The sequence below is a fragment of the Clostridium sardiniense genome (assembly GCF_016907995.1).
GTDB lineage: Bacteria > Bacillota > Clostridia > Clostridiales > Clostridiaceae > Clostridium > Clostridium sardiniense.
Window position 1 is genome coordinate 1 of sequence record NZ_JAFBDA010000030.1, and the last position, 15395, is coordinate 15395.

At 30.4% G+C, this 15395-nt stretch carries 12 protein-coding genes and 21 tRNA genes; 5 read left to right on the top strand and 28 right to left on the bottom strand.

Features of this window, described 5'->3' with window-relative positions:
* Positions 1-1055: 1055 nt before the first annotated feature.
* On the bottom strand, positions 1056-1793 hold the full coding sequence (locus JOC62_RS16725) for an MgtC/SapB family protein (protein ID WP_204596441.1): 738 nt from the start codon (positions 1791-1793) through the stop codon (positions 1056-1058).
* 300 nt (positions 1794-2093) lie between these two features.
* Here JOC62_RS16725 and JOC62_RS16730 point away from each other — a divergent pair, with 300 nt between their 5' ends.
* From JOC62_RS16730 to JOC62_RS16740, 3 genes are all read left to right on the top strand, one after another.
* Positions 2094-2390: a cupin domain-containing protein gene (locus JOC62_RS16730; protein ID WP_204596442.1), complete on the top strand. Its 297-nt coding sequence runs from the start codon at positions 2094-2096 to the stop codon at positions 2388-2390.
* Positions 2391-3768: 1378 nt separating this feature from the next.
* A complete protein-coding gene (locus tag JOC62_RS16735; RefSeq protein ID WP_204596443.1) occupies positions 3769-4425 on the top strand; it encodes a hypothetical protein in 657 nt (218 codons plus the stop codon).
* 125 nt (positions 4426-4550) lie between these two features.
* The gene (locus JOC62_RS16740; protein ID WP_204596444.1) at positions 4551-4715 is read left to right on the top strand and encodes a hypothetical protein; all 165 of its coding nucleotides are present in this window, start codon (positions 4551-4553) and stop codon (positions 4713-4715) included.
* Positions 4716-5089: 374 nt separating this feature from the next.
* Here the strand turns inward: JOC62_RS16740 and JOC62_RS16745 are convergent.
* The 24 genes from JOC62_RS16745 to rph all read right to left on the bottom strand — a co-directional run bounded on the left by JOC62_RS16745 (position 5090) and on the right by rph (position 9337).
* Positions 5090-5166: transfer RNA gene (locus JOC62_RS16745), tRNA-Arg, on the bottom strand.
* A gap of 219 nt (positions 5167-5385) precedes the next feature.
* Positions 5386-5459, bottom strand: a tRNA-Gly gene (locus JOC62_RS16750).
* A 5-nt stretch (positions 5460-5464) separates the two neighbouring features.
* Positions 5465-5539 (bottom strand) — tRNA-Gly (locus JOC62_RS16755).
* Between the two features lie 25 nt (positions 5540-5564).
* Positions 5565-5648 (bottom strand) — tRNA-Leu (locus JOC62_RS16760).
* Between the two features lie 17 nt (positions 5649-5665).
* A tRNA-Lys gene (locus JOC62_RS16765) sits at positions 5666-5741 on the bottom strand.
* Between the two features lie 8 nt (positions 5742-5749).
* Positions 5750-5824: transfer RNA gene (locus JOC62_RS16770), tRNA-Gln, on the bottom strand.
* A gap of 3 nt (positions 5825-5827) precedes the next feature.
* Positions 5828-5903 (bottom strand) — tRNA-His (locus tag JOC62_RS16775).
* Between the two features lie 10 nt (positions 5904-5913).
* A tRNA-Lys gene (locus JOC62_RS16780) sits at positions 5914-5989 on the bottom strand.
* A 7-nt stretch (positions 5990-5996) separates the two neighbouring features.
* Positions 5997-6073: transfer RNA gene (locus JOC62_RS16785), tRNA-Arg, on the bottom strand.
* Between the two features lie 6 nt (positions 6074-6079).
* Positions 6080-6153, bottom strand: a tRNA-Gly gene (locus JOC62_RS16790).
* Positions 6154-6159: 6 nt separating this feature from the next.
* Positions 6160-6234, bottom strand: a tRNA-Gly gene (locus tag JOC62_RS16795).
* A 28-nt stretch (positions 6235-6262) separates the two neighbouring features.
* Positions 6263-6346: transfer RNA gene (locus JOC62_RS16800), tRNA-Leu, on the bottom strand.
* Positions 6347-6363: 17 nt separating this feature from the next.
* Positions 6364-6439 (bottom strand) — tRNA-Lys (locus JOC62_RS16805).
* Between the two features lie 5 nt (positions 6440-6444).
* Positions 6445-6519 (bottom strand) — tRNA-Gln (locus JOC62_RS16810).
* A 3-nt stretch (positions 6520-6522) separates the two neighbouring features.
* Positions 6523-6598, bottom strand: a tRNA-His gene (locus tag JOC62_RS16815).
* 4 nt (positions 6599-6602) lie between these two features.
* Positions 6603-6679, bottom strand: a tRNA-Arg gene (locus JOC62_RS16820).
* A 4-nt stretch (positions 6680-6683) separates the two neighbouring features.
* Positions 6684-6757: transfer RNA gene (locus tag JOC62_RS16825), tRNA-Gly, on the bottom strand.
* A 20-nt stretch (positions 6758-6777) separates the two neighbouring features.
* Positions 6778-6853 (bottom strand) — tRNA-Pro (locus JOC62_RS16830).
* Between the two features lie 3 nt (positions 6854-6856).
* A tRNA-Arg gene (locus JOC62_RS16835) sits at positions 6857-6933 on the bottom strand.
* Positions 6934-7009: 76 nt separating this feature from the next.
* Positions 7010-7083 (bottom strand) — tRNA-Gly (locus tag JOC62_RS16840).
* A 115-nt stretch (positions 7084-7198) separates the two neighbouring features.
* Positions 7199-7274 (bottom strand) — tRNA-Pro (locus JOC62_RS16845).
* 215 nt (positions 7275-7489) lie between these two features.
* Positions 7490-7966, bottom strand: a complete 477-nt coding sequence (locus JOC62_RS16850) for a YfcE family phosphodiesterase (RefSeq protein WP_204596445.1) — start codon at positions 7964-7966, stop codon at positions 7490-7492.
* Between the two features lie 12 nt (positions 7967-7978).
* Positions 7979-8590 (bottom strand): XTP/dITP diphosphatase, encoded by a 612-nt coding sequence (locus tag JOC62_RS16855; protein ID WP_204596446.1) that lies wholly within the window; start codon positions 8588-8590, stop codon positions 7979-7981.
* On the bottom strand, positions 8591-9337 hold the full coding sequence (rph, locus tag JOC62_RS16860) for a ribonuclease PH (RefSeq protein ID WP_204596447.1): 747 nt from the start codon (positions 9335-9337) through the stop codon (positions 8591-8593).
* Between the two features lie 137 nt (positions 9338-9474).
* Between rph and JOC62_RS16865 the strand changes: the two genes are divergently transcribed.
* Complete coding sequence (locus JOC62_RS16865) at positions 9475-11118, top strand: hypothetical protein (protein ID WP_204596448.1); 1644 nt, start codon at positions 9475-9477, stop codon at positions 11116-11118.
* A gap of 37 nt (positions 11119-11155) precedes the next feature.
* On the opposite strand, the gene JOC62_RS16870 is transcribed toward JOC62_RS16865, so the two are convergent.
* Positions 11156-12646, bottom strand: a complete 1491-nt coding sequence (locus JOC62_RS16870) for an ABC transporter substrate-binding protein (protein WP_204596449.1) — start codon at positions 12644-12646, stop codon at positions 11156-11158.
* A 147-nt stretch (positions 12647-12793) separates the two neighbouring features.
* On the opposite strand from JOC62_RS16870, the gene JOC62_RS16875 reads away from it, so the two are divergent.
* The gene (locus JOC62_RS16875) at positions 12794-13072 is read left to right on the top strand and encodes a hypothetical protein (protein ID WP_204596450.1); all 279 of its coding nucleotides are present in this window, start codon (positions 12794-12796) and stop codon (positions 13070-13072) included.
* 47 nt (positions 13073-13119) lie between these two features.
* Here the strand turns inward: JOC62_RS16875 and JOC62_RS16880 are convergent, their stop codons facing one another.
* A complete protein-coding gene (locus JOC62_RS16880) occupies positions 13120-13392 on the bottom strand; it encodes a hypothetical protein (protein ID WP_204596451.1) in 273 nt (90 codons plus the stop codon).
* 6 nt (positions 13393-13398) lie between these two features.
* Positions 13399-15390 carry an NAD-dependent DNA ligase LigA gene (gene ligA, locus JOC62_RS16885; protein WP_204596452.1) on the bottom strand — a complete coding sequence of 664 codons (1992 nt, stop codon included), beginning with the start codon at positions 15388-15390 and terminating at the stop codon, positions 13399-13401.
* Between the last annotated feature and the right edge of the window lie 5 nt (positions 15391-15395).

Genomic DNA, 15395 nt, shown 5'->3' on the forward strand with positions numbered 1-15395 from the left:
AAACTCTCAATAAAAAGTTTAATCTTTTCACTCATAAAACTTACTTTAATAAAAAGAATTGCTGGTTGTTTAAATGTATTTCTATATTCTGTTCATTTTTCAAAGATCAAATATCTTGTCACCCTTAAGCGACTTCCTTATCTTATCATCTCTGTGGAATAATGTCAACACATTTTTTTGTGTTTTTCTACACAATCTTTTGTGTTTCGCACTGTTTCCCGGTGACAACATGGATTATTCTATCATAGTATTTACTCTACATAATTATGTAACATCTATTTATTGAATATTATATTTAAAATTCTTTAATTTATTCAATTTTTCTATATTTTTCTCATATAGATACACTTGGATAAGTTTTTCTTAATATTATTATTAAATTGTATATATTTGTATTATATTTAAGCCTTTTGTCACTTCTATTTTTAATGACTACTTATATTTTGTTATATATTATATTTATATTGCTTATAAATTTATTTACAATGAATGTTATTCTTAACACTTAGCTACTTAACTATATAAGTAATATATAAACTTAAAGAATAAATAGAACATATAAAAGTCTTCATAATTCTAAATATAAATTAAAACCTAAAAGAATTTAAATATGATACTTATTTAAGTAAAATTATGATTATAAATATTGTAAAAGATATAGTGATAAAAATGAAAGTAGAATAATACATCTGCAAAGTATGATAAAAATCACCCATATAACACATATCCTTCCCCTACTAATTATTAAGGTATTATTTTAAAATAATTAGTATTAATATATATTTGCTATAGTTATGCTATATATTCAACCCACTGAATAATGAAATATTAATTTATTCTCCACTAGATAAAGCTACATTAAAACATAATGTGTGAGATTTATTTTTAGTTGAATCTCAAACTGAAAACTATGAAATTAAAATTCAATATATTTCACTTCCTAATTCTATTTTTCAGATAAATTAATAAAAAGATAGCTATACTTAATCATTATCAATCAAATATATCTATCTTTTATTTCAACTCTCTTTTTAGTTCGAAAATAATTGATTATTCTATTTCATTCTCCTACTTACTCCACCTTTATTTAATAATTTTAGACCTAATATATGCTCTCCTGAAGATAAATCACATATTAATAAATTTAAATCAATATTTTGAGGAGCTAAAATAGTGTATACACAAGTATTTTCAAAATTATGCTCTCCTCTATTTTCATTTATTAAATTAAACTCTATATTTTCTATATTTATTTCCATATCTATCAAACAATCATCAATCTCTTTTATAGCCTCAATTTTATTATCATATTTTACTTCAAATTTTATTTCTTCTAATTTAGTTATAAATTTATTTTGGAAGGTCTTTAAAAATACTAATGCAATAACTATCCCAATTGCACTTAATATACTTATAGTATAAAATCCCATACCAATAGCTAGTCCAACACAAGCAACTGCCCATATTGATGCTGCTGTTGTAAGACCTTTAACCGAACCTTTATTTCTTATTATTGTACCAGCTCCTAAAAACCCTATTCCTGATATTACTTGAGCACTTATTCTTCCCAAATCAACACTTAACATCCCTGAAATCTCTGGAGTCTCTGTTATTCCTTTGATAATTGAATATCCAAGTTCTACTTCAATTAAAGCAGTTACAGTTGCTCCAATACATACTAGTATATGGGTTCTGAATCCAGCTGGTCTATTTTTAAATTCTCTATCATATCCTACCACTCCGCCAATTACTATTGCTAATAACAATCTAGTAGCTATATCTTCAATACTCATAATATATATTCTTCCTAACCATATATTCTATATAATACATTTTATCAATATAGATATATAATTATGATTGTATATCTATTTATCTCTCATTAAGATTTTCTAATAATTTATAGCATACAGAATATACATAGATTAATTTTATCTTATTTTTTATTGAACGCTTTATAATATAAATAAATTGTTTTTAACAAATAGAAAATGAAAATTAATCATAATTTGATTTAAATTACATTAATTAGATTTTAAAAGCTATATAATTCAATTAAGGATTATATAAGAAATTAATTTGAGGTGATGAAGATGAAAAGAGAAAAACTGAATTTATTTAAAGAAAAGACAAATATCAAAAATTTAGTTGTTAAAAACAATAATTTTATATCTGTATATCTTAATTGTAAAGCTGGTGAAGGATTACCAAATCATACTCATGAAAAAATGGCTCAATTAGTTGTACTTGAAGGAAAGTTTAAAATAGAATTTGAAGATGGAGGAAGATATGAGTTATCAAAAGGAGAACTTCTTTCATTTGATTCGAATGTAATGCATAATGTAGTCGCATTAGAAGAATCAAAAGCATTAGTAACATTTGGAGTGTAATTTATAATTTTCATAACAAAAAGACCTGTAGAAATTCTATAGGTCTTTATTTTGGTGCACCTAGCAAGATTCGAACTCGCGACCTGTGGAAAGGAAATATATAATTTTATTATCGTTTATATCATACTTACTCCTGGTTATATAGCTATTATAATTTTAATTATTTTATAAACAATCTTATTTTATAAGGGGTAAAGTTTTTAATATATTCTTATTAATTACTCTCCTGATCTATTATATATAATTTATATACCCAATTATATTTTACTTATATTAACTTATAATTGAATTAGGAGTGTAATAAATTTGAAAAGTAAAAAGATATCACTATCGTATTTATTAATAATAATTATAGGATTAGTTTTGTTTTCTTTACCCAGGAGTTATATTGCCACAACTCTTTTAGATGCATTTATTTTAATATTCTTAATTACTTACTTTAACTTCAATAGAAAAGAAAAAATAATCTTTACATTTTTTATTTTCATATCTATGTTTCTATTATCTTTAGATATAAAAATTATTTTGAAATCTATAAAGTATTATGTTATATAGACACATATAGTATTTACTCTGAATTTATATTAGATATATTAAGCTTAATCAATCTTCCTTTTTGTGGTGTTTTCGAATTTCTACACAAACATAATATTTTAAACTTTAAGCTTTATGCAATTATAATATATTTAGCAATAATAAATTTTACAATAATTACTTTTAATATCTTTAAACATAAAACTCGAAAAAAGAGAGGATTAATCCTCTCTAAAACATTTAAATCCATTTATAGCTAAATATGCTACCATAATTTCCAAAACATACCTTGTTATTATATGAATTTTACATTGCAAATTATGCTATTTCTATATTTTACATTATTATTTTTATAGTAATATCTTATTAATTAATCTACTTATTCCATAATATATCATATCCTTATATCTAAATATTATTAACTTAAACACTACATATAAATTTATTTTAGCTCTAACAGGATTAATAATCTTTCTTTTATTACTAGCCTAACATTGAGTTAATCCTAACTCTTCTATATATACTCCCCTTATTATGTATAGCTCTTAAGTAAGTACCTTCCATCTTATATACATCTTCCAAGCTAACCCCATATCATCAATTTATAGGGCGTTAAATACTTTACGCCCACATATAAGTAAAAGGATATGAAATTTATTAATACCCACTCATCACTATATATTAATCTTAGTATTTTAAAATACTTACTCTGGTTTCCATCTAACATATTTTTCCCCAACAGTATAATTTTATCATATTCCTACAATAAATTGCAGTCTTTTAATTATCTATCACTTATATTACTATTTAATTATCAACATTCTATTAAAAAGGAGGGTTTTTTATGAAAAACAAAAGTAACTTTATAAAAATTATAGCTATAATGATATTATTTTGTCTCTCTTCTCAAGTAGCTGCATTTGCAGACAATATCCCTCCTTCAAATAATGATATTATAGCCTACATAGACGGAATAGGGTTAACTAAAAATGACATAAATGAAGATGGGGAAATAAAAAACACGCCTAAAGCAATGCCTAAAGCTAATATAAGTGGTGGTGGTGGTGCTACTAATAGACTTCCTTCAGGTAAAAGCAGTGCTCTTATTCAAAAGCGACTTGGTGCTCCAAGATTTTCACAACAAGTAGATGATTACTATATGACAGTATCACAAGCAAAAGATGCAGCATATGCATTAAACTCAAGTACAGTTATTAAAACTGTTGCTAATACAATAGTTTCTAATGTTGTTGGTTCAGTAGCTAAACACATAGCCAAGCCTTATAGTTATATAACTATGTTTTCTGCATTGCCTAGAATAAGTGCAGGTACAAAAATTAATAATTTAACAAAAAAAAATAAAAAGGTTCGATTAAGAATAATAAAGAATCCTAACGGTACTTTCTATAATGTAAGCGAATGGGATGGACGAACTCTAGACTTCAAGTTAACAAATAACAATGTTACTAAAGAAGTTATTTTTAATAAACAATATAGGTAGGTGATAATATGTTTAAATGTTGTAATTGTGACTATAAATTCAAATGAAATGAAGTTAAAAGACTAGAAACAACTTGCCCAAGTATCAGATGTCCAAGATGTAGGACTTTAAATAAAGAAAGCTCCATGAGTAAATGGCTTAAGAAGATATTAAATACTTTAACTCTATTTATAGGCTACATACTTTGGTTTAATATATCTGAAAAAATGGCTATATTCATTATAATCTTATGGGGAATATTTTTATTTAAAGGAACTCCTATACTAACAACTTTAAAAAAAGCTGATTAAAGAAGAGGGCTCAAGCTCTCTTTTTTTGTTAATTATATTAATATCACCTATATTTAGCCTCATCAAATTATGTCATATATAAATAAAAGGATATAAACTCTCTCCATCCCCTTAAATTAAACTTCCTATGTCTATCTTAGTATTATCTAAAATACTTACCATAATATAATTTTAATACTTCTCGTTCATGTTTAGATACTTATTCACACGCTTTAAGCAATATAAAAGAAAATGTATCAAGTAAATTAAATGATTTATACTTATCACTGGACGTTAAATAATGTTCTTTTTTGTGATAAAAATGCTTTATAAAAAGCTATAATGTGTAAAAAGAGGGGTAAAGCTTGAACTCTACTCCTCTAACCTATTGATATTGGTGCACCTAGCAAGATTCGAACTCGCGACCTGTGGATTCGAAGTCCATCGCTCTATCCAGCTGAGCTATAGGTGCTTATTTTATAATTATAATCATTTCTAATTCAAATTTCCACATCAATTCTTTAAATCTACTTAATAGTATAAATTTTACATAACAAATTTAAAAAGATATCCACAAAAAACAAATGAAAAATAATATTTGTTGTGGATATCTTTTTACCAATTGTGGATTTTATCAAACACTTTTATATTTTAGGGATAAAAAAAACAACTAAAAACTAGTTGTTTTTGTTGGAGCGGGTGAAGGGAATCGAACCCTCGTGGCTAGCTTGGAAGGCTAGAGCTTTACCATTAAGCAACACCCGCATATATGGAGCAGAAGACGGGACTCGAACCCGCAACATCCACCTTGGCAAGGTGGCGCTCTACCATTGAGCCACTTCTGCATATATTTTATATTAATTTAATTAATGGTGCAGGTGAAGGGAGTCGAACCCCCACGCCTAAGGCGCTAGATCCTAAGTCTAGTGCGTCTGCCAATTCCGCCACACCTGCACGTTATTTAATTAAATTGGTGGCTCGCCCGGGAATCGAACCCGGGACACCATGATTAAAAGTCATGTGCTCTACCGACTGAGCTAGCGAACCATATTATTTGGCAGGGATAGCAGGATTTGAACCTACGAATACCACAGTCAAAGTGTGGTGCCTTACCGCTTGGCGATATCCCTACATGGGGTGAATGATGGGACTCGAACCCACGACAACCAGAACCACAATCTGGCGCTCTACCAACTGAACTACATTCACCATCATATTTTGGTGCGCCATCAGGGATTCGAACCCGGGACACCCTGATTAAGAGTCAGGTGCTCTACCAACTGAGCTAATAGCGCATAATAATGGTGCGTCTTAAGAGATTCGAACTCCTGGCCCACGCCTTAGAAGGGCGTTGCTCTATCCAGCTGAGCTAAAGACGCATGTATTGGAGCGGGTGAAGGGAATCGAACCCTCGTGGCTAGCTTGGAAGGCTAGAGCTTTACCATTAAGCAACACCCGCATATATTGGAGCAGAAGACGGGACTCGAACCCGCAACATCCACCTTGGCAAGGTGGCGCTCTACCATTGAGCCACTTCTGCGTATGCTATATTCAATTAATTTAATTAATGGTGCAGGTGAAGGGAGTCGAACCCCCACGCCTAAGGCGCTAGATCCTAAGTCTAGTGCGTCTGCCAATTCCGCCACACCTGCACGTTATTTAATTAAATTGGTGGCTCGCCCGGGAATCGAACCCGGGACACCATGATTAAAAGTCATGTGCTCTACCGACTGAGCTAGCGAACCATCTATGGCAGGGATAGCAGGATTTGAACCTACGAATACCACAGTCAAAGTGTGGTGCCTTACCGCTTGGCGATATCCCTACATGGGGTGAATGATGGGACTCGAACCCACGACAACCAGAACCACAATCTGGCGCTCTACCAACTGAACTACATTCACCATATGGTGCGTCTTAAGAGATTCGAACTCCTGGCCCACGCCTTAGAAGGGCGTTGCTCTATCCAGCTGAGCTAAAGACGCATATTGGAGCGGGTGAAGGGAATCGAACCCTCGTGGCTAGCTTGGAAGGCTAGAGCTTTACCATTAAGCAACACCCGCAGGTAATATTAAATTTAAAGTGGTCGGGGTGACAGGTCTCGAACCTGCGACCTCATGGTCCCAAACCATGCGCGCTACCATCTGCGCCACACCCCGAAATGGTGCGTCTTAAGAGATTCGAACTCCTGGCCCACGCCTTAGAAGGGCGTTGCTCTATCCAGCTGAGCTAAAGACGCATTTCAGAACGTTTATTATTGTAAACCATTCCGTTTATTTTGTCAAGAACTTTTTTAAAGAAGTTCTTTGTCAAAGTGGAGCGGGTGAAGGGAATCGAACCCTCGTGGCTAGCTTGGAAGGCTAGAGCTTTACCATTAAGCAACACCCGCATGTTGTACTTGTTACCCTTGTCTCTCGGACTTAGTAAGTTAAACAAGCAACCTGCCTTATTAGTTATACAGGTTTTTGAGAATTTTGTCAAGATTTAATTTGACAAAATTTTAGTGGTCGGGGTGACAGGTCTCGAACCTGCGACCTCATGGTCCCAAACCATGCGCGCTACCATCTGCGCCACACCCCGAAGAGTCATACATCGTCTTTTGAGATCATTTTGCTCACCGCGTTGTCTCTCAACGACAATGACTATTCTACATGATGATTACTAATCCGTCAATACTTTTTTCAAAGAATATATTATAAAATTCAATACTTTTTAATTTCAAAACAAAATGCTAGTTTAATAAATATTTTATTAACGCATTTACGCTTTCATTAATAATTTATCACCATATTTATCTATTCTATTGATTCTAAATATACACTAGGTTCTTCTCCTACTTTAATTTCTATGAATCCAATGTACCTCCCCTTCCCTCTTGGTAATGAAACGCTCCCCGGATTCATAATAGTAATTCCATTCTCTCTTATAACTAACTCTTGATGGGTATGCCCAAATAAAGCTATATTAGCTCCAACTTCTTGTGCTCTATAATATAAATTATGCAATCCACACTTAACATTATATGCGTGTCCATGAGTTGCTAGTATCTTAACTCCTTCTAATTCTACTATTCTTTCTATTGGATATTCATTAGAGTAGTCGCAATTACCTACTACAGCATATACTACCCCATCAAACCCATCTGAAAGCTCTTCTACATCATCTACGTTATCTCCTAAATGTATAAGAATATCAGCGTCTATAATACGCTCTCTAACAGCTTCTATATATCTTTGCATTCTATGAGTATCACTTACTACTGCTATTAACATATTAACTGCCTCCTATAGCACCTTATAAATTTTTTCTTTTAATTCTTTTAACGCTACCCCTCTATGACTAATACTATTTTTTTCTTCAGGTGTAGCTTCTCCAAATGTCTTATTGAAGCCTTCATAGTAGAATAAAGGATCATAACCAAATCCACCTTCTCCATTTAGCTTCTCTATTATCCTGCCATTAACTTCTCCTCTTATATCTAAGGATTTGCCTTCATAATTTATAAGAGTTATATGACAAACAAATTTAGCTCCTCTTTTTTCAATTGGGACACCTTCTAAGTTTTTTAGTAGTTTTTCATTGTTTTTGGCATCATCACCATGTTCACCTGCATACCTAGCTGAATATACTCCTGGTTCTCCATTTAAATACTCAACTTCCAACCCTGAATCATCAGCCATAACAAGGAAATTTTCTTCTCCTCTGTTTATTAGATAGTCTCTTATTTCTCTTGCCTTTTTATTGGCATTCTCCATAAAAGTTATTCCATCTTCAACTACATCAATATCTATATTTTCATCTTTTAAAGATCTAACTTCCAAATCCATATCTTCTAGAATATGTTTTATCTCTTTAATCTTCTTCTGATTATTACTAGCTAATATAAGTTTTCTCATCTATTTCCCTCCTGTTCCAATCCATAAAGCATCCATCTTTAATGAATTCTTTTGAATTGATATCATTTGTTTTAATCCCTTTTCACCTAAATCTAATAATTCATTAAGTTCACTTCTTGTCATTGGAGATTCTTCCCCAGTACCTTGGACCTCAACAAACTCTCCTTCTTCTGTTCCAATTATATTCATATCAACTTTAGCATTTGAATCTTCTTCGTAACATAAGTCTATTACTTTCTCACCATTTACTATACCTATACTTGTCGCAGCAACAAAACTTCTTATCGGATACACTTTAAATGGCCTTTCTTTATGAAGTTTATTCACTGCATCAACCATCGCTATAAATGCTCCTGTTATTGATGTGGTTCTAGTCCCTCCATCTGCTTGAATAACATCACAATCTATCCATAATGTTTTTTCACCTAAAGCTTTCAAATCAACAACAGATCTTAATGCTCTTCCTATTAACCTTTGTATTTCCATAGTTCTTCCATCTATTTTTAATCTAGCTATATCTCTAATCTTTCTAGTCCCTGTTGATCTAGGTAGCATATTATATTCTGCTGTTATCCACCCTTCGCCACTCCCTTTTAAAAATGGTGGCACCTTATCTTCTATTGATACATTACAAAGTACTTTTGTATCTCCTACCTCTATATAAACTGATCCTTCGGCATATTTTGTATAGTTTCTAGTTACCTTTGTTTGTCTAACTTGATCATTTTTTCTTCTGTCACACCTCATATTAGTCGCCTCCTTCATTAATAATCTATTATTTCTAATTTTTATATACTAATTTAAATGTTTTTTTAGTTTTTTGCACTATTTTAAAAATTTACTCATATTAATTATTATAAGAATTATATATGAGGTGAAATATTTTGAGATATATTGGGCCATTTTTTCGTATGAATAGCTTATCACAAGATGAAGTATGTGGTCAGCTTTTTCATCTATCAAAAGAAGCCGTTAAAATACTTACTTTAAACTCTAAGTGCGGATGTACCTTCTCTTCAAGGAATTCCAAAAAAAATACATCTACAAAAGATATTAGCATATTAAGTAAATTTTCACCAGTATTGTGCTTATATAAAAAATCATCGCCAATATTTATGCACAATAAGACTTCTCATGGATTTGACTCATCCTCCTTTAAAAGAGAAGTAAACCCATCAACTAATGCTTTAATGACTATGTCGTTATTAGAGCTTAGTGACTACTACTCTCATTTTAATAAGAAGGCTTCTAAGGATTCACTTAAAGATGCTTATAGATACCTTGCACATGAACAACTTGATTTTTATTATGAGAATCTTAGAAATTCAGAGGGTATATTTATTACTAAAAAGAGTTTATTTGAAAGCGAATCTAAAGATGGTAATTTAATTGAGAAGGACAGAAAGTTTATATTTAGTGATCAAGCCTTTATGATGAATGCTTACTATCTATACTCTCTTTATGCAAAAGATGAAGAAGCTAAGGAAGAGTATAAAGAATTCTCATCACAAATACTTCAGATGTTCCTAGATTATAAAGAAGCTTTATATAATCTATCATTCGATGAAGGGCTTAAAACATTATTAGCTTTTAACATCTATTATGAATATTCTAATGATAATGAAATAGTGAGCCTTATAACCGATCTAAGTGAATTTTTAATTAATAAATTTGACGAAAAAGATTATTATATAGAATCGCTAGACTTATGTGCTCTTTTTGCTATAAATTTGATGTACTCATATGAACATACTGGTTTAATTACCTTCAAGGAAAAATACAATGAAATAATGGAGAGATTATTATCCTTATATGATGAAGATAATAATATAATTCAAAAGCTTACTGATAAAAAAGAAATTAAGTATACTTCCTTTGATCTTTGTTTTTATTTAATTTCAGTTATAATGTTTGCTAATAAATCAGATTTATTAAGAGAGTATACTCCAATGATATCTAAAATATATAAAAAATACTTCTTAAACTCAAATTTAATTACAAGTTGGCCTGATGCACCAGATTTAGATAATGTAGAAAGGTATAAACACTTTAGTATGTTATCTAAAGATATGTTAGACGAAACATTCTTTAGAATGCCAAGTTTACCTACATTAACTAGCACAGGATTATCACCAATATTTTTAAAAAATATAACTTACTCAAGAAAGAAAGATATATTTACTACTTCATCTAGCAAATCATTTGATAGTTATAAAAATATGTTTATATTCTTTATGTTTATCCATGTATTTAAGGATAATTTCTTTGAAAAATTAGAAATTAAAGAACCAAACTTTGAATTTAGAAATTCATCATCAGATGAAACTACGAGTACTAACGTGGATATTATAACTGATACTGCTGATGACACTATGGCTAATACTAATGATGATATTACAATTAATAAAAATGCCGAGTCTCAAACTTCTGTAGGACCCTCAGTAAATGAGAGAGAAGTTAAAGACGAAACCACTATTGATGGTACCTCTGAAAATACAGATGTGATTTCTAAAACTTATGATAATTAAGTTTTATTATTAAAATAAGGTTGCATAAATAGCAACCTTATTTTAATGCTTTGAAATTTATGTTTCCATACCAGTCAAATTCTATATTTTTTACATCTTTAGATACAGCAACATTTTTCTTTTCAAATAATAACGGAAGTATACTATAACTATTAAATAAAGTGTCTTCTAATCCATTAAAGTTTTTATTTGTTGTTTTAATTATTTCTTCATACATAGATAGTTCTTTTGCAGTATAGTAACCTTTTAACTTTAAATAAAACTCTTCTTTATTATTTGAATTAGCAGTCTCATCTATTATTACAGCATCATATCTATTTCTTAATTCTAAATTTTTAAACTCCTCTTCCGTTACAAGAGTATATCTAACTGTACTCTCCGTATTATCCTTAAACCAACTTTGTATATGCTTTAAAATAGCTCTGTTCTCATTATTATCCTTAGCCATAAGAGTTATAACTTCTGGAATTTTCCCGCTCTGTTGAGTAGTCATAACTTTTCTTGATTGAAGTTTATCTAAATTTTCTTTATCATCTCTAAAATAACTACTTTCAGCAAGTTCTAAGTAATTATTATTCTCTTCCTGATAAGAGGTCATCGCTAAATTTATATTAAAGTACAGTGTCTTTCTTACCGATAACGGTAAACTTTCATCTTCCGAATTTAATGAAATATATTTTCCATTATCTGATGAAAAAGTCTTAAGTCTTCCCTCACTCTGCAATCTGTTTAACTGAGTAGTAGGTGGGTTAACCACCACGTCTCTTTGACCTATCTCAAAGGCAGCCATTGCTAATTCTTCATTATCATCTTCAACTATATTTATAGTTTCTACTGATACATCCTTGCTACTATTATTATTCTTTTTAAGCTCAATACCTTCGTCAGTCACCTTATTGATGTAATATTCTCCAGAATAAACTATAGTTTTATAATTATTTTCTATGTCATCCCACATCATTAGATATCTTCTAACTCTATATTGAGTCTTAGTTAACTCTTCTAAGAATTTATCATTCTTTTTGTTTAAACGAATGGTAAGAACTTCTTCCTTTGAATTTATAGCTACTCCATTCTCAAAAGTTACATTACCTTTTCTAAATTCCCTTGCTCCATATACATCTAAGAAAGGTTCTATATTTTCATCTTTCTCTTCTTTTAATAATTCTTTAAAAAAGTTAGCTATGTCTTCTGCAGTGATTCTATTACCATCACTCCAGTATGCATCTTCTCTTATCTTAAATTCATACTCTATCCCATCTTCTTTTACATTAACTTCTGTTGCTAATGATGGAACTATCTTACCTTCACTATCCTTCTCAACAAGCCCCTTACTTGTGGCACAAATTATATCCTCTTCTCTTACTGTAAGCTTACTTACATCTTTTAGTTCATTAGGTATAGTATTAACGGCATATAAAAGTGATTCTGTTCCTTTAGAATCATCTAACTTTTCTATCTCTATAAAGCTTAGAGTAAATACTAGCAATAGGGCTATAAAAATACATGGTATTAAAAACTTCTTCATACCCATACCTCTCCTTTTCATTAACCTATCATAATTATTGTCAATGACCATTTATTCTAAACAATTTAAGTGAATATTTTTTTCTACTTTGGTTAACTTTATAAAATAATATGCTATAATTAACCTATATTTTGAGGAGGCGTTAAGATGGCATTTTTAGTTGTTTTAGTATCCATTATAGGCATACTTTTTATGTTAACTTTTATGTTTATTGGCATTTGGCTTTTCATTATAGCCTTAAAAGCTTATAACCAACTTCGTTATAAAAATTACATTCTTGAAAAAATGAGTCAGAAGTTAGATACTCTCTGCATAAATAAGCAAGAATATTCTTATGAAGACTTTTTAAATGATGAAACTCCGGATGGGTTTAACATTTCAGACTTGGATAATGTTAAAGATTTTGAAAAAAGAGATCATAAATAAAAAATACTTCTATGGTGTACATAGAAGTATTTTTTATTTATATTTTATTATCTTACAGTTACAAAAATAAAGAAAATTAATGAAACCGCTATCGCTAAGCTAACAAATGTATGCAATAATCTTTTTCTTCCATATTCATTCATCCAAAACCTTAAAGCCAATAATAACATAGTTATTGCTACAGTAACTTGAACTGCTAAATATGAATCAAACATCTGCCCTAAATAAACAAACTGATAAGAAGTTAGAAAAGTACAAATTATAACTACACAAGCTATAATACTAGAAGCAATGCTTAACATATTTATTGCTTTTTTCAAAATCTCCTAACCTCCTATCATTTTTTCAAATTCGTCTTCTGTAATAACCTTAACTCCTAATTCTTCCGCCTTAGTAAGCTTTGAACCAGCTTCCGCTCCAGCTATAACATAATCTGTCTTTTTACTTACACTACCAGAAACCTTAGCTCCAAGAGTTTCTAGCTTTTCCTTTATATCTTTTCTTGAGTATTTTTCCATAGTTCCTGTTACAACTACAGTTTTTCCTTCAAATACACTATCTAAAATTTCTTTTTCTTCGAATACTGGATTAACTCCAAGTTCTAAAAGCTCATCTATTGTCTCTATTACCTTTTCTTCATCAAAGAATTCAACAATACAGTTAGCAACTATATCTCCTACATCAGGAACTTCCACTAATTCTTCAAATGTAGCCTTTTTAAGTCCTTCAATAGATTTAAATCTACTTACTATATCTTTTGCAGTCTTTGCACCTACATTTTTAATTCCTAATGCATAAATAAATGCTTCAAGCTTACAGTTCTTACTATTTTCTATTGAATCTAATAGATTTTGAGCCTTCTTAGGACCAAACTTTTCTAGCTTTTCTAAGTCTTCTTTATTTAGTTTATATAAATCTCCAATTGATTTTATATTTAATCTCTCAAATAATTGTTCTGCTGTTCTTTCTGAGAATCCTGTTATATTCATAGCTTCTCTTGATCCATAATGGACTATAGTTTTAACAAGCTGTGGTTTACATGATAAAGTATTCTCGCAGAATATATGAGCTCCTTCTTCTACTAAGTGACTACCACAAGCTGGACATATAGTTGGAGGTATTATATCAATTGCACCTTCTAAACTTTCAGGTACAACCCCCATAATTTCAGGAATAACATCGTTACTTCTTCTTACAAAGACTTCCGCTCCAACCTTTACTCCTTTTCTTTTTATATCATCCATATTATTTAAAGTAGCTCTCTTTACCGTAACTCCAGCAAGTTCAACTGGCTCTAAAATAGCTGTTGGTGATACTCTACCACTTCTACCTACATTCCACTCAATCTCTAAAAGTTTAGTTGTGGCTTCTTGAGCTTCAAATTTATATGCAATAGCCCATTTAGGGAATTTTACTGTATATCCTAGAAGTTCTCTAGTTCTCATATCATCAATTGCAAGTACAAGTCCATCAATATCATAATTTAAATCAAATCTTATATCTCTGATATAATCTATTTCTTTTTGAACATCTTCTATTGTATGACATTCCTTTATATAATCATCTACTGGGAATCCCATATTTTTTATAAAATTCATCATTTCAGTATAAGTTTTAAAAGGCTTTCCTTCCTTATACCCCACATCATAGAAAAATGCTGAAAGGTTTCTTCTAGCTGTTTCACGTACATTTAGATTTCTAAGTGCACCTGCTGCTCCATTCCTTAAATTCTTTAGTGGAACATCAGCTTCTGAATTATATTTTTCAAAAGCCTCTGTAGTCATTATTGCTTCTCCATGAACTTCAAATACATCACTACAATCAACTTTAAGAGGTATGCTCTTTATAGTTTTTACTTGTGCTGTTACATCTTCTCCAACTGTTCCTGTACCTCTAGTTGCACCAACCACAAGAACCCCATTTTCATCATATGTTAAGTTTACTGTTAATCCATCAAACTTTTTGGTTGCTATATATTTAAGAGGTGGTAATTCTTCCCCTCTCCCATTCATTTCATCTACAAATTTAACATTTCTATTATGCCATTCAATTATTTCTTCAATACTTTGAGCTTTTCCTAAACTCCAAAGTCTACCTTTATGAGTATATTTCTTAAAGCCTTCAAGAACCACATCACCAACTCTAACTGTTGGTGAATATGGTAACACTTCATTAAGTTCTTTTTCTAAAGCTACAAGCTCATCATATTTCTTATCATAATCCTTATCACTAACTGAAGGATTATCTAAAGCGTAATATTCATATGCATATCTGTTTAACTCCTCAACAAGAGTTTTCATTCTTTCTCTTTTATCCATAAGCT

Bases quoted from the DNA above. Each gene is read 5' to 3' on its own strand.
- JOC62_RS16850 (WP_204596445.1), bottom strand. From the start codon at position 7,966: ATGTTAATAGCAGTAGTAAGTGATACTCATAGAATGCAAAGATATATA.
- JOC62_RS16855 (WP_204596446.1), bottom strand. From the start codon at position 8,590: ATGAGAAAACTTATATTAGCTAGTAATAATCAGAAGAAGATTAAAGAG.
- JOC62_RS16875 (WP_204596450.1), top strand. From the start codon at position 12,794: ATGGCATTTTTAGTTGTTTTAGTATCCATTATAGGCATACTTTTTATG.
- JOC62_RS16740 (WP_204596444.1), top strand. From the start codon at position 4,551: ATGAGTAAATGGCTTAAGAAGATATTAAATACTTTAACTCTATTTATA.
- JOC62_RS16730 (WP_204596442.1), top strand. From the start codon at position 2,094: ATGAAAAGAGAAAAACTGAATTTATTTAAAGAAAAGACAAATATCAAA.
- rph (WP_204596447.1), bottom strand. From the start codon at position 9,337: ATGAGGTGTGACAGAAGAAAAAATGATCAAGTTAGACAAACAAAGGTA.
- JOC62_RS16735 (WP_204596443.1), top strand. From the start codon at position 3,769: ATGAAAAACAAAAGTAACTTTATAAAAATTATAGCTATAATGATATTA.
- JOC62_RS16870 (WP_204596449.1), bottom strand. From the start codon at position 12,646: ATGAAGAAGTTTTTAATACCATGTATTTTTATAGCCCTATTGCTAGTA.
- JOC62_RS16725 (WP_204596441.1), bottom strand. From the start codon at position 1,793: ATGAGTATTGAAGATATAGCTACTAGATTGTTATTAGCAATAGTAATT.
- ligA (WP_204596452.1), bottom strand. From the start codon at position 15,390: ATGGATAAAAGAGAAAGAATGAAAACTCTTGTTGAGGAGTTAAACAGA.